This window comes from Collinsella acetigenes (assembly GCF_012844445.1).
Taxonomy (GTDB): Bacteria; Actinomycetota; Coriobacteriia; order Coriobacteriales; family Coriobacteriaceae; genus Collinsella; species Collinsella acetigenes.
In genome coordinates this window covers 160,109-174,354 of record NZ_JABBCP010000002.1, presented here as the reverse complement: position 1 = coordinate 174,354, position 14,246 = coordinate 160,109, and the positions used below count along the sequence as shown (strand labels likewise).

10 protein-coding genes are annotated in these 14,246 nt (G+C 59.7%); 5 read left to right on the top strand and 5 right to left on the bottom strand.

Annotation, left to right across the window (positions count from 1 at the left end; genetic code table 11):
* Positions 1–76 precede the first annotated feature (76 nt).
* A complete protein-coding gene (argF, locus tag HF320_RS03755) occupies positions 77–1,072 on the bottom strand; it encodes an ornithine carbamoyltransferase (RefSeq protein WP_169277126.1) in 996 nt (331 codons plus the stop codon).
* Positions 1,073–1,384: 312 nt separating this feature from the next.
* On the opposite strand from argF, the gene ppk1 reads away from it, so the two are divergent.
* From ppk1 to HF320_RS03735, 4 genes are all read left to right on the top strand, one after another.
* Entirely contained in the window at positions 1,385–4,027 is a 2,643-nt protein-coding gene (gene ppk1 / locus HF320_RS03750; protein WP_169277125.1) for a polyphosphate kinase 1, read from the top strand.
* Between the two features lie 53 nt (positions 4,028–4,080).
* Positions 4,081–5,427 (top strand): 23S rRNA (uracil(1939)-C(5))-methyltransferase RlmD, encoded by a 1,347-nt coding sequence (gene rlmD / locus HF320_RS03745; protein WP_349290696.1) that lies wholly within the window; start codon positions 4,081–4,083, stop codon positions 5,425–5,427.
* Between the two features lie 135 nt (positions 5,428–5,562).
* Complete coding sequence (locus HF320_RS03740) at positions 5,563–6,108, top strand: DJ-1 family glyoxalase III (RefSeq protein ID WP_169277123.1); 546 nt, start codon at positions 5,563–5,565, stop codon at positions 6,106–6,108.
* Entirely contained in the window at positions 6,105–6,659 is a 555-nt protein-coding gene (locus HF320_RS03735; RefSeq protein ID WP_169277122.1) for a Maf family nucleotide pyrophosphatase, read from the top strand. Before HF320_RS03740 ends, HF320_RS03735 begins: the two co-directional genes overlap by 4 nt.
* 252 nt (positions 6,660–6,911) lie before the next feature.
* Here the strand turns inward: HF320_RS03735 and HF320_RS03730 are convergent, their stop codons facing one another.
* Both HF320_RS03730 and glf read right to left on the bottom strand, forming a co-directional pair.
* Complete coding sequence (locus tag HF320_RS03730) at positions 6,912–7,958, bottom strand: glycosyltransferase family 2 protein (protein ID WP_211158942.1); 1,047 nt, start codon at positions 7,956–7,958, stop codon at positions 6,912–6,914.
* Positions 7,951–9,153: a UDP-galactopyranose mutase gene (gene glf, locus HF320_RS03725; RefSeq protein ID WP_169277120.1), complete on the bottom strand. Its 1,203-nt coding sequence runs from the start codon at positions 9,151–9,153 to the stop codon at positions 7,951–7,953. The genes HF320_RS03730 and glf overlap by 8 nt, the downstream gene beginning before the upstream one ends.
* Before the next feature lie 154 nt (positions 9,154–9,307).
* Between glf and pta the strand changes: the two genes are divergently transcribed.
* Positions 9,308–10,288, top strand: coding sequence for a phosphate acetyltransferase (gene pta / locus HF320_RS03720; RefSeq protein WP_169277119.1), 981 nt, complete (start codon positions 9,308–9,310; stop codon positions 10,286–10,288).
* Positions 10,289–10,399: 111 nt separating this feature from the next.
* Here pta and HF320_RS03715 read toward each other — a convergent pair whose 3' ends face one another.
* Together HF320_RS03715 and HF320_RS03710 are read right to left on the bottom strand one after the other, a co-directional pair.
* Complete coding sequence (locus HF320_RS03715; protein WP_169277118.1) at positions 10,400–12,139, bottom strand: [FeFe] hydrogenase, group A; 1,740 nt, start codon at positions 12,137–12,139, stop codon at positions 10,400–10,402.
* Positions 12,133–13,962, bottom strand: coding sequence for an NAD(P)-binding protein (locus tag HF320_RS03710; protein WP_169277117.1), 1,830 nt, complete (start codon positions 13,960–13,962; stop codon positions 12,133–12,135). The genes HF320_RS03715 and HF320_RS03710 overlap by 7 nt, the downstream gene beginning before the upstream one ends.
* Positions 13,963–14,246: the final 284 nt, after the last annotated feature.

Here is a 14,246-nt window from a genome sequence, read left to right as displayed (position 1 = left end):
ACTCCGGGGCAGACAACGGGGGCGCCGCCCAAAGGGCAACGTCCCCGCCAAAACTCGCAAATTGTCGCGCGCACAGCTACTTGAGCGTTGCGTACATCACGGCCTTGATGGTGTGCATGCGGTTCTCGGCCTCGTCAAAAACCTTGGACTGGGTAGATTCGAACACCTCGTCGGTCACTTCCATCTCGGTAATGCCAAACTGCGCGGCCTTCTCGGCACCCACCTGGGTGTTGGTGTCGTGGAAGCTGGGCAGGCAGTGCAGGAAGATAGCCTCGGGCTTGGCCATCGCCATAACCTCAGACGTCACACGGTAAGGCTCCAGCTGCTCGATGCGCTCGGCCCACACCTCGTCGGGCTCGCCCATCGAAACCCACACGTCGGTATAGATCACGTCGGCGCCGGTACAGGCATCGGCCACGTCGCTCGTCAGCTTGATGGTGCAGCCGTTCTCCCGGGCAATGGGCGTGCATGCATCCACCACGTCGGCGGCGGGCATGCAAGATTCGGGACCGCAGGCAACAAAGTTCATGCCCAGCTTGGCGCAGACCACCATGAGCGAGCGTGCCACGTTGTTCTTGGCGTCGCCCATAAACACGACGGTGCGACCCTTGATGTCGTAGTTGAAGTTCTCCTGGATGGTAAGCACGTCGGCAAGCATCTGAGTGGGGTGCCACTCGTCGGTAAGACCGTTCCACACGGGCACGCCAGACTTTGCGGCAAGCTCCTCAACGTCTGCCTGGGCAAAGCCACGGAACTCAATGCCGTCGTACATGCGGCCGAGCACGCGCGCGGTGTCCTCGATGGACTCCTTCTTGCCCACCTGCGAGCCAGAGGCATCCAGGTAAGTTACGCCCATGCCCAAATCCATGGCGCCCACCTCAAAGGAGCAGCGGGTGCGCGTGGAGGTCTTTTGGAAGAGCAGTACGATGTTTTTGCCCTCCAGGTAGCGATGCGGGGTACCCGCGCGCTTGAGGTCCTTAAGGTTGCGGGAGAGTGCCAGCAGGTACTCGATCTCTTGGGTAGAGAAGTCGAGCAGCTTCAAAAAGCTGCGGCCAGAGATATTGACGCCCATAGCAGGTCCTTTCGTTAGGGAAACTGGTCAGAAGTATGCCACGTTCGCATGCACTCTGCACGAGTAAAGCGCACGGGGCCGCTTTGTTAACAAAATGTCCCTTCATCCAGGCGCGGCACGTGTATACGATTGGGCTACTTGCTGCCGCCGGCATGCAAATCCGGGCGCGTATCGTCCACGCCCCCGCTAGCATGCAAAACCGAGCACATAACGCCTGTGTAATCATATGGTCAACAATCCAATATGTGCCCCCACCCCACCCAAAAGCCGGGTATTGTTGATGGCGAACAAAGTACATGCAAAGGGAGCATCATGGCAAAAAATAAGGACAGCAAGAAATCGGCCGCAAAAAACGTGGTAAAGGTCTCGCCACGCAAGCGTCACGACCTCAGCTACACGCAAAATCGCGAGCTTTCGTGGCTGCGCTTTGACGGCCGCGTGCTCGACGAGGCCTTTGACGAGACGGTTCCGCTATTCGAGCGCCTCAAGTTTGTCTCCATCTTCGAGAGCAATCTCGTCGAGTTCTTCATGGTGCGTATCGGCGGCCTGTCAGACCTCGCCACGCTCAAACGCCAGCCCGTGGATAACAAGAGCAATATGACCCCCGCCGAGCAGATCGAGTGCGTTTTTAATGCTCTCCCGCCAATGATCGATCGCGCAGTTGACGCCCAGCATCGCATCGAGGCAGCGCTGGAGAGCTATGGCATCGTGCGCGCGCACCCCGACATGCTCGACGGCGACGAGCGCACCTTTGTGGAAGGCTACTTCCAAGCCTACGTCTCCCCCGTCATCTCGCCGCTTGTCATCGATCCGCGCCACCCCTTCCCCAACCTGCGCAACGGAGGGCTGTATCTGGCATGCGCCATCGAGAGCGCCGAAGAGGAAAACCTGTTGGGCCTGATCGAGATCCCGCCCTCGCTCAACCGCGTGATCGAGATGCCGCACGCTGTGGGCGAATACCGTTACATCCTGCTCGAAGACGTTATTCTCGCCTGCTTTGACAGCTGCTTTGGCAGCTATACGCCGCTCGATCGCGCCGTGATCCGCGTGACGCGCAACGCCGATATCGACCCCGACGGCGAGGGTGTAGAAGAAGACGAAGATTACCGCATGCACATGAAGCGCATTCTCAAGAAGCGCTTGCGCCTGCAGCCGGTGGCTCTTTCCGTCTCGGGCGACCTTGCCCCCTCCACACTCAAAACCATCCGCAAATCGCTTGGCCTCAAATCGCGCTCGGTTCTGCACATGGACGCCCCGCTTGACCTGGGCTATGTCTTTGGTATCGAAAGCCATGTACCGACGCATGCGCGCGAGAGGCTTTTATTCCCCCCGTTCAAGCCACAGCAGAACCCCGATATCGACCCCTCCCGCCCCATGCGCGAGCAGGTGCTTGAGGGCGATAAGCTCCTCATGTACCCCTATCAAGCCATGACGTCATTGTTGGACCTTGTGCATCAGGCGGCCTTTGACGAGGATTGCATCTCCATCCGCATCACGCTCTACCGCGTAGCCAAGCAAAGCCGCCTGTGCGAGAGCCTGATCGACGCGGCGGAGAACGGCAAGGAAGTCACCGTTCTCATGGAGCTGCGCGCCCGCTTTGACGAGCAAAACAACATCGAGTGGGCCGAACGTCTGGAAGAGGCGGGCTGCACCGTCATCTACGGCTCCGAAGGCTTTAAGTGCCACTCCAAGGTCTGCCAGATCACCTATCGCGAGGGTATGTCGCTCACACGTCTCACGCTTTTGGGCACCGGCAACTTTAACGAGAAGACCGCCAAGCTGTACTCGGACTTCATGCTTATGACCGCGCATCCCGGCATCGGCGAGGATGCAAACTTGTTCTTCCGTAACCTCTCGCTGGGCAACCTCAAAGGCGATTACCGCTACCTGGGCGTAGCGCCCGCGGGTCTCAAGCCCCTCATCCTGCGCGGCCTCAACCGCGAGATCGAGCGTGCGCAGGCAGGCCAGCCCGCCCGCGTGTTCTTCAAGCTCAACTCGCTCACCGACCGCGAGGTCATCGACAAGATTTCCGAGGCCAGCCGCGCCGGCGTGCAAGTGCAGATGATCATCCGCGGCATCTCGTGCCTGCTGCCGGGCATCGAAGGCAAGACCGACGGCGTGCACATCCGCTCCATCGTGGGACGCTTCTTGGAGCACGCGCGCATCTACTCGTTTGGTGTGGACTCCGACACGATCTATCTGTCCTCCGCCGATATGATGACGCGCAACACCGAGCATCGCGTAGAGATTGCCTACCCGGTACTCGATCCCGCATGCCGTGCCCTCGTGCAGCGCTACGTGAAAGCGCAGCTCAAGGACAACGTGAAGGCTCGTGTGCTCTCGTCCTCAGGCGAGTGGGTACCCGTGACGCGCAGCGCGGGTGAGGCTCCGTTCAACTCGCAGGAGTATCTGCTGGCCCGCGCATATCGTGATGCCGACGAGGCAGCAACCAAACGCGAGAGTGCGCCCGTAGTGGACATTCCAGACGATAGCCCAGCAGCCATGGCGCAGGCCGAGGCGGAGCTTGATGCAGCCGAGGCATCCGCTGCCGAGGCCCAGACGCAGGCCGCATCAAGCAAGGAGGCCGGGGCGCCCGCGGGTGCTCAGACCCAGGCGACCACCAAGGGCGCAGGAATGTCGACTGGGCTCAACGAGTCTGCCGCGCCTATGGTCAGCGCCGAAGCCGGCGCTGCCCCGCAGACCGCCGCTGCCGCCGCGCCGCAGACCGCAGCTGCCGCAGGTATCCCCGTAAAAGCAACCATCGTGGAGCCCGAACCGGATAGTCAGGCGGAATCCGCACCTTGCGCGACTGCCGGCAGCTCTCGTGGCCAGCACGCAAGGCCCAAAACGGCCGCAAAAAAGGCGCTTGCACGCCGCCAGCCGGGCCGCTTCAAGCTGGGCCTGGGGCTCATCGGCATGGGCATAAAGACACTCATCACCGGTAAGACCAAGTAGAGAACGCGTCAACACGCACGTGCCACCCGTGCCCTCCTGCGCAACCTGCTACTATGAACAGGTTGAATACGCAGGAGGGCACAATCATGAAACTCACCATCGAATCCATGATGTACGGACCGGACGGCCTCGCGCACGCCGAGGACGGCAAAGCTGTATTTGTTGCCGGCGGCGTTGCGGGAGACGTCGTGGAGGCACAAATCGTCGAGGACGGCTCTTCGTTCTCGCGCGCCACGGTGAGCGAGGTGCTGGAGCCCTCCCCCAACCGCGTGGATTCACCCTGTCCGTTTGTGGGCGTCTGCGGCGGATGTCCCTGGGGCAACCTCTCCCGCGAGGCACAGCTCGCCGCAAAGGAAGAAAACCTGCGTTCCTCGCTCAAACGTATTGGCAAGTTTGATGACGACGCTGTCGCCCAGCTGGTGCAGCCCATCCGCGCCACCCGCGATGATTGGGGCTACCGCAATAAAATCGAGCTCGCGCCCACCATTCAAAATGGACGCTTCCGCCTGGGCCTGCACGGACGCGATCCACAGCAAATCATCCATGTGGACGCCTGCCCCCTTTTTGAAAAGAAGTTCCCCCGCGCCATCAAGGCTGTTTCTGGTGCCCTGGGCTTTTTGGGCAACTCGCACGACCTTTCGCTCGAACGCGTAGGCATTCGAGCTTCGCGCCGCACGCGCGCACTCGAGGTTGCCCTGTGGACGCCCACCGGCGGCTTCCCCCGAGGTCAAGTGTCGCGTGTACTCTCCGACGCACTGCCCTCAACAAGCATGGTCCGCGTGATGAGCAAGGGCGAAAAGAAGGCCCGTCGCGTCTCCAAGGTCGAAGTTCTCTCCGGCGAGGGCTCATGGACCGAGGATATCGCCGATTCTCAGATGCGCCTTTCTGCACCTTCGTTTTTCCAGGTCAACACCAAAGCGGCCGAGATTCTCATCGATCTGGTCATGGATGCACTGAACCCACAGCCCGAGGAAGTCGCCGTGGACCTTTACTGCGGTGCCGGCACCTTTACGCTGCCGCTTGCGCGCCGCTGCGAGTACGTCGCTGCCGTTGAGGCGTATGGTCCCGCAGTGCGCGACCTGCGTCGCAACCTCGAGATCAACCATCTGGACAACGTTGACGTCATCGGTGGCGATGCTGTGCGCGAGTTCCCCGACGAGGATGCCGACGTGCTGGTTGTGGACCCGCCGCGCGCGGGGCTCGCGCCCGAGGCTATCGACCTCATCGCCAGCACCTCCGCCCGAGACGTCGCCTATGTGAGCTGCGATCCCGCCACGCTCGCGCGCGACCTCAAGCGCTTCTGCGACGAGGGCACATTCGTACCCGTAAGCATCACCCCGGTGGACCTTTTCCCCCAGACGTTCCACTGCGAGGCCGTCACCCACCTCACGCGCAAATAAAACGTGCTACGCCAACCGCGTGCTTACCGCTGCCTAATCCAAACGTGACAAAATAAACCTGTCGTTTTTTTGACACGCTTTCTAGCCATGCGGGGTATAAAAGCCTCAACATCAACCACGTCCGAGAGGGAAAACATGTCTGCTGTTGCCATTCTTGCCGCCGATGGCTTTGAGACGATCGAGTGTCTGACCATTGTCGATGTCCTGCGCCGCGGAGGCGTGCGCACCACGCTTGTGTCCATCATGCCCACGCGCGACGTCATCTCGGCCCAACAGATTTCCGTCTCGTGCGACTGCACCTTTGACGAGGTCGACTTCTCCGAATACGACTACGTGGTACTCCCCGGCGGCATGCCTGGCACCACCAACCTGCAAAACGATGAGCGCGTATGCGACGTTGTGCGCGAGTTCGCCGCAACCAAGCACGTCGCCGCTATTTGTGCAGCGCCTTCCATCCTGGCTCACCTGGGCCTGCTTGAGGGCCGACGCGCCACCTGCTTCCCCGGATTTGAGCTCGACTTTCCCAAAGGCGCCTATGCAGGCGAAAAGACCGTCGTTGTCGACGGCAATATCATTACCGCGTCGGCCATGGGACAGGCACTTCCCTTTGCCCTCGCCGTGCTTGAAGATATCGCCGGAGAGGTTGCCGTCTCCAAGGTTCGCGAGGGTATCCAGCTGTGATCTTAGCTTCGCAATCGCCGCGTCGCATTGAGCTGATGCGAGAGGCCGGCTATGACATCCAGATCATCCCCGCCGATATCGATGAGACCCCTCGTGCTGGAGAATCACCCTTTGAACTCGTAGAACGTCTGGCTTGCGCCAAGGCGGCAGCTATCGCCGCGCTGCCACTCGCAGCAAGCCAGATCGTTGTTGCAGCCGACACCATCGTCGCGATCGACAACAAAAAGCTTGGCAAGCCCCACGATACCAATGAAGCGTGCGCCATGTTGCGTGACCTCTCCGGTCGCACACACCAGGTGGCAACCGGCGTCTGCATTATCTCCGGAGACACACGTCGATCCTTTGTTGAAGTGACCGACGTAACATTCTATGAGCTAAGCAACGCTGAAATCGAAGCCTATGTGGCAAGCGGCGAACCCATGGACAAAGCAGGCGCCTACGGCATCCAGGGCGTAGGCGGTCGCATGCTCGTTCGCGCCATCAATGGCGACTTCTACAATGTGGTGGGCCTTCCCATCGCCCGCGTCAAACGCGCGCTCGACGCTCTTTAACGGGTTTCGACCTGTTTTGGCACCTGCAGAATATGCTACTTGTACAAAACAATTCGAAGTGCGTACCCTAAATTGAATTTAGCAAGTAGCCCCACTTTTTTCCCAACAAAAACCCAGGATTCAAGCGGCTAAATAAGCCAGCTACTCGTTAAATCCAATTTAGGGTACGCACTTCGAGAAGTTTTAAAAAAGGAAGGGGCAAACGCCCCTTCCTTTCTTGTTGTAAGCAAAACCAGCTTGCGCCGTGGCACCTTAGTTGAATTTAAAGATCTTCGAGGCCATGTGATAGATGCCCACAGTAGTCTTCTCGCCGGCGCGGCCACGTAGGTTGGTAAAGAAGCCGAGCACGCCATAGCGAGCATGGCGATACATGCGAGCGTCAAACTCCTTAAGGTCCGCCCAGAGCTGTTTCAAGCGCTCGTCGGCACCCTCCTCGTCGGAAAGCTTGGTGAACACCGAGCAAATGGCCATCATCATGGTGAAATAACCCATCATGTAGCCGCGCAAACGCGAGCTCTCGATGTCGTCAAACAAATGGAACGAGTTCATCATGATACGTGTCACGCGGAACTGCTGGTCCAAGCGCTTGACCATGATGGCCTCGTTGACGCTCTGGCCCTCGCGACCAATGAAATAGCGATACAGGTCGATATCGGCGTAGTACATGGTGCGACAGCGCGGCAGCGGCACGTACGCATAGATGTTATCCACGTAGAAGGTGTGCGCCGGCATGGGCAGACCCTCATCGCGCAGTACATCGGTGCGGTAGCACAGGCTATGTATGAGCAGGTTTTGATCGGGGCGGAAGCGGCCCATCTCGTCCCAGCCAAAAATCTTCTTGCGCGGCAATGCCATGCGGTAGCCCACGGTATGGTGCGTACCTTCATGCACTTTCTCGTACACGTAGTTCGAGATAAACAGGTCCACACGCAAATCGCGCTCGATAAAACCACGCAGGATGGAAAGCATGGCAGAAAGCGCCTGGCCGTCCAGCCAGTCGTCAGAGTCGACAACCTTATAGTAGACGCCCTGAGCCTCGCGCAGGCCAGCCATCACGGCCATGCCATGTCCGCCGTTCTCCTGGTGCACCGCACGAATGATCCCGGGATAGCGAGCCTCCCACTCATCGGCCTTCTGCGGCGTCTCGTCGTGGCTGCCATCGTCGACGATGATGATCTCCACATCGGAAGCGTAGGCAGAACCCTCCAGGATAGAGGTGATGCAGTGGTCCATGTCGGCAGCGGCGTTGTAGCTGGGGATGCCGAAGGTTATGGTCTTGGCGCAAGCGGTATTAGGCATGACAGGCAATAATCTCATCAGACAGGTTGAGGGCAGAATCGGTTACGGCGTCCATGTCGTAGTAGCGATACTCCGCCAAACGACCCACCGGGTGGAAGTTGGAAAGGTCCTGGACGCGCTCGAGGTAGCGCTCGTACAGCGCACGGTTCTCGGGTTCAAGAATCGCATAGTACGGAGTCTGGCCGCTACCGGGCTCGTAGGCGTGGCTGTACTCCTTCATGATAACGGTCTTGCCGGGAACAACCTGACCGGTCATGTTCTTGAACTCGGTGATACGCGTGAAGTCCTCGCTCGTGGTGTAGTTGACGGTACCCACCGGCTGGAACTGGTCCATATCGAGGGTCTCGAACTTCATGTCGAGCGTACGGTACGGCAGGGCGCCCAGATCAAGATTGAACAGCTCGTCCAGCGGACCGGTGTAGACAATCTCGCCGCCGTAAACCTTGCCGCATACGCGCACGATGGTATCGCCGATCTCAAAGATATCGCGTGCGTCAATATCGCAGTAGACATCGATAAGATCGTGGTCGAGCATACGCTCGAACAGCGGGGTATAGCCATCGGCCGGCATTCCCTGGTACGGAGCCTGCGGGAAGTAGCGGTCATCATCACCGATAAAGACGGGCACGCGTCCGGTGATGGACGGGTCGATCTGATCGGGGGTCTGGCCCCACTGCTTCATGGTGTAATGCAAAAAGACATTCTCGAACACGTAGTCCGCAACCTCGGCGAGGTCGGGGTCGCTCTTCTTGCGCAGCTCCATGATGGAAACCTTGACGTCGCGGCCAAAGGTATCCACAAGCTTGTTAAAGAGCTGCTCGCCGCGCTCTTCGCCAAAGGCGAGCTTTAGGCTCTGATGATTGAAGGGCACGGGCATCAGGGTGCCGTGAATGTTGGCAAGAACCTTGTGCTGATAGTCCGCCCACTTGGTGAAGCGCGACAGGAAGTTGTGCACGCGCTCGTTGAAGGTGTGGTAGATGTGCGGACCGTACTTGTGGACAAGGATGCCGTTTTCGTCCAGGTAATCGTAGGCGTTGCCCGCAATATGGTCGCGGCGCTCGAGCACGGCAACATGGAATCCAGCGTTTTCGGCCAGACGGCGCGCGCAAACGGCGCCGGCGTATCCGGCACCCACGACGATCATGTCATATGCGTCGGGGTTAAAATTCTCCGGTAGACCAGAAGTGATCTGCATTACAGCTCCTTGCAGGAAATTCGAATGCGCAAGCTCTATAGCGTGCACAAAATGTCGTATGGATTATAGCGCGTGGTACCTATAATGTTTCGTGCCACACAAGGAATGCTCAACATGAACTTGAATGTTTGTGCGCAAAGAGATGAGGAGAGACATGAGCGATTTCCTGGACCGTATGAAAGCTGCTGCCAAGGCAGACAAGAAGACCATCGTTCTTCCCGAGGGTGAGGACCCCCGCACCATCGAGGCTGCTAAGAAGATTGTCGAGGAAGGCCTTGCCAACCTCATCATCCTGGGCGACCCCGCAGAGATCGACGTTCCCGGCGCCACCGTTATCAACCCCCGCACTGCTGAGCGCAAAGAGGCCTATGCCGCCAAGTTCGCCGAGCTTCGCGCCAAGAAGGGCGTCACCCTTCCCGAGGCACGCGAGCAGATGAACGACGCCACCTACTTTGGCACCATGATGGTCAAGATGGGCGACGCCGACGGCCTGGTCTCCGGCGCTTGCCACTCCACGGCCAACACCCTGCGCCCCGCACTGCAGATCCTGAAGACCGCCCCCGGCACCAAGCTGGTCTCGGCCTTCTTCATCATGTGCACCAAGACCCCCGAGTACGGCGAGAACGGCACCCTGCTGTTTGCCGACTGCGGCCTGAATATCAACCCCACCGCCGATGAGCTCTCCGAGATCGCCATCGCCTCCGCCGACTCCTGGCGCGCCTTTATGCCCGGTGCCGACCCCAAGGTCGCTATGCTCTCCTTCTCCACCATGGGCTCCGCCAAAGGCGATGTTCCCGCCAAGGTCCAGGAGGCCGTGCAGCTGGCCAACGAGAAGGCTCCCGAGCTTGCCCTCGACGGCGACCTGCAGCTCGACGCCGCGCTCGTGAAGTCCGTGGCCGAGCTCAAGGCTCCCCACTCCTCCGTTGCCGGTAACGCCAACATCCTGGTCTTCCCCGACCTTGAGAGCGGCAACATCGGCTACAAGCTCGTTCAGCGCTTTGCTGGTGCCGAGGCTTACGGCCCCGTGCTTCAGGGTATCGCCAAGCCGGTGAACGACCTGTCCCGCGGCTGCTCTGCAGACGACATCGTGGGTGTCGTTGCCATCACCGCCGTCCAGGCTCAGATGGCCGAGTAACATTACTGCTCAAAAGCCCTTTTCTAACGCGCCTGTCTACGCGGTAAGAATTTGCCCTCCCCCGTAACGACCAACCGGTCAAAGCGAGGGAGGGCGTTTTTTATCTACGGGTTACGGCATATCCCAAGCCGTATGATCTGTGTGCAGCAGCTTTTCGGAAAGCTCGGAAAGCGGCTCGCCCAGGAAGTCTCGATAGCAGGCTGCCACGTCGGGATTCTCGTGGCTAAAGCGGATCTGCGCATCATGGTCGAGCGCTCGCAGCACCGCCGTCCTCTCGTCGGCAAGCTCAACGCCATCGTGAATGGGCTGCCCGCCACCGCCAACGCAGCCGCCCGGGCACGCCATAACCTCAACGAAGTCATAGTGCACAGCGCCACGCTCCAGCGCATCGAGCAGCTTGCCGGCATTTGCCAAGCCATGGGCTATCGCCACGCGGAGCTCGCGGCCGTTGAGGTCGAAGACGGCCTCGCGCCAGCCATCACAACCGCGGACCTCCTTAAAGGCATCGGGCGCGGGATTCTCCCCCACTACGAGGAAGTACGCTGAGCGCAGCGCCGCCTCCATTACGCCGCCGGTCGTGCCAAAGATCACACCGGCGCCCGTGCCAAAACCGAGCGGTCGATCAAGCTCGCGGTCTTCGTAGCTGGCGGGGTCCATATGCGACGCCCGAATCATGCGCACGACCTCGCGAACCGTCAGGGCAACGTCGACGTCGGGGTCGCCGCTCTCCCCCACCATGGTGGGAAGCGCGGCCTCGGTTTTCTTCGCAACGCAGGGCATGACCGAGACGCAGAATGCGTCCTTCGCCTCGACACCAAGCACATCGGCATAATGCGTCTTTGCCATGGCGCCAAACATCTGCTGTGGGGACTTAGAAGTCGAAACCTGCGGCACGAACTGCGGATAGCGCGCCTTGACGTAGCGCACCCAGCCCGGACAGCACGACGTCATGAGCGGCAACGCGGGCGCATCCTCGCCGCCGGCGTCGTGCTCGGCAATGCGGTGCAGCAGCTCGGAGCCCTCTTCCATAATGGTAAGGTCGGCCGAGAAATCGGTATCGAAGACGTAACTCGCACCCATGGCGTGCAGGAGGGAGCAAAGGCGCTCGACCGTTGCCTCCTCACGGGAAAGGCCCAGCTCCTCGCCCCAGGAGGTGCGCACGGCAGGAGCGATCTGAAACATGACGACTTTGTTCGGGTCTGCCATGGCGTCAAAGACGCGCTCGGTGTCGTCGCGCTCGCGAAGAGCGCCCACGGGACAATGGGTGATGCACTGACCGCACGCGGCGCAATCGACCTCGGTGATGGGCTTGCGGCCGCGCACGTCCACAGAGGCATGCGAGGCGCGATTGGTAAGATCCCAGACTCCAAGCCCCTGAACCTTCTCGCACACCTGGATGCAGCGAAGGCAGCGGATGCACTTCTCGTTATCGCGAATAAGCGGGAACGTGCGATCCCAAGAGTTGTGCTCGACATGCTTCTTGTACGGAAGTCGATAAATGCCCAGGTCGTTGGCTACGGTCTGAAGAGTGCAGTTGCCAGAACGCACGCAGCTCGTACACGAGGAATCGTGCTGAGAGAGCAAAAGCTCGACATTGGTCATACGCGCGGCACGGACCTTGGGGGTGTTCGTGTGGACGACCATGCCATCGAGAACGGTGTTGTTGCAGGCGGCAACAAGGTGTTCGGCGCCCTCGACCTCAACAACGCAAACGCGGCAACCGCCCACCTCATTTAGATCCTTGAGATAGCACAGCGTTGGGATCTTGATGCCTACAGAAGCCGCCGCCTCCAGAATCGTCATGTTGGCGGGCACTTCGCAAACGTTACCGTCAATCGTAATCGTTACCATTGGTCAATCCTCCCTCCGCGGAACGAGCCAAAGCCAAAGTGGTCGCAGCGCAGGCAGCGCGAAGCCTCCTGGCGCGCTTCTTCGGACGAGAGACCCTGCTCGACAAGCTCCCAGTCCTCGATGCGCTCGCCGGCCTCACGCTCTTTGAGCTCGCAACGACCGCATTTATGAAGACCCTTGAGCTTGAGCGAAGGAAGCTCGGTATCAATGCCGATCTTGTGATCGAAGCCAAGATAGTGGTCGATATTCGCGGCTGCGACCTTACCCGCATTGATGGCACAAATAACCGTTGCGGGACCGGTCTGGCAGTCGCCACCGCAAAACATGCCATCAAACCCAGGAACGCTTCCATCGGGCTCGGTGAGGATGCGTCCCCATTTGCAGGCAACACCCATAGCCTCAAACGGCGCAGAGACGATATCCTGGCCGATGGCCACGTAGATGCGCTCGCACGCAATCACGCGTTCGCCTTCTTCGGAAGCTCGCGGTGCCGGACGGCCACGACGAGGCTCGCCGATGATCTGAGGCTGAACGCGCAGGCCGCAGGCATGCCCGGATGCATCGACCTCAACCGCAACAGGGGCCGTGAGCTCGAGAATTTCGCAGCCCTCAGCCTGTGCACCGGCGATCTCGGCATCCTGCGCCGTCATATCGCAGATACGGCGGCGATAAACAATGGAAACCTTTTGTGCGCCAAGGCGAACAGCGGAGCGGGCAACGTCCATGGCGACGTTTCCGCCTCCCACGACCACGATGCGCTGGCCCGAAAGATCGGGCATGACCTCGTCGCCAATGGCGCGAAGCATCTTCACCGCAGACTCGACGCCGGGTGCATCCTCGTTGGAAAGGCCGAGCTTCTTGTCTGCATGCGCGCCAATTGCCAGATAGACCGAGTCAAAATCGGCACCAAGACGCTCGAGCTCCGCAGCATCGATGGAATGCTCGAGCTCAACATCGATACCACAGGCGAGAATCCAGTCTATCTCGGACTGAAGGCGCTCGCGAGGCAAGCGGTAGCTGGGAATGCCGTAGCGCAGCATGCCGCCAAGATGCTTACGCTGCTCAAAGATCGTGACCTTATGGCCCATAACAGCGAGGTAGTAAGCGCACGAAAGGCCGGCGGGGCCGCCTCCGACAATGGCAATCTTCTTGCCTGTGGCAGACGCGATCGCGGGGCGGTAATCGCACTCCATATGCTCGGTAGCAAAGCGTTTGAGCGCAAGGATGTTCATGGGGTCGTCTACCATGCCACGGCGGCAATGCATCTCGCATGGATGCTCGCACACAAGGCCGCAGACGCACGGCAGGGGGTTGTCCTTGCGAATAAGCTTGACGGCATCGGTATTGCGTCCAGCCTCCACCAAAGAGATGTAGCCGGGGATATCAACATGAGCAGGGCAGCCGGAAACGCAGGGAACCTGTTCTGCTCGGTCGAACCCGCAGCTATGATGCTGAATGTGATGTTCAAAGTCGTCACGGAAACCGCGGATGGCGGTAAGGGCCATCTCGCCCGCCTCGTAGCCGATGGCGCAATCGCTCGAATAATAGATGGTCTCGGCCGTGCGCTCGATAAGCGCGAGCGTGTCGTCGTTGGCTTCTCCCTCAAGCACATCTTGCAAAAGGTCATCGAGTGCACGCAGCCCAACTCGGCACGGCGTGCACTTGCCGCAGCTCTGCGTTGAACACATGCGCACGAGCGCCGCGGTGAACTCGACAGGGCACGGTGCAAGCGAACTCACCGCCAGTCTGCGGCCAAGTGCGTCGTGCAGATCGTCCATGACCGCCTGCGCATGGCTGCGCTCCATTACATGAAGTCTTGCCATACAGTCTCCCCTCTCCGTAGCAACACACAACAAGTAAGCCTAAACTTACTTGTTTACCTTGCATTTCTCCCCTTGTTGCGATGAGCTATCGCAAAGCAACAAATTGGTGTAAGTGTATCGGCTGCCATTTCTTGCAAGACGGATGCCCTCCCCCAGCGGCCTTAAATAGCCCGCGGGCGAAGCTATTTTGAATCGGCGTACAAAAGATGAACATCTTTGTTTGAACCGTTCACCAAAAGGGACGGCCACGGCTAAAGGCAAAAATAGCATGAGGGAATCGCCTG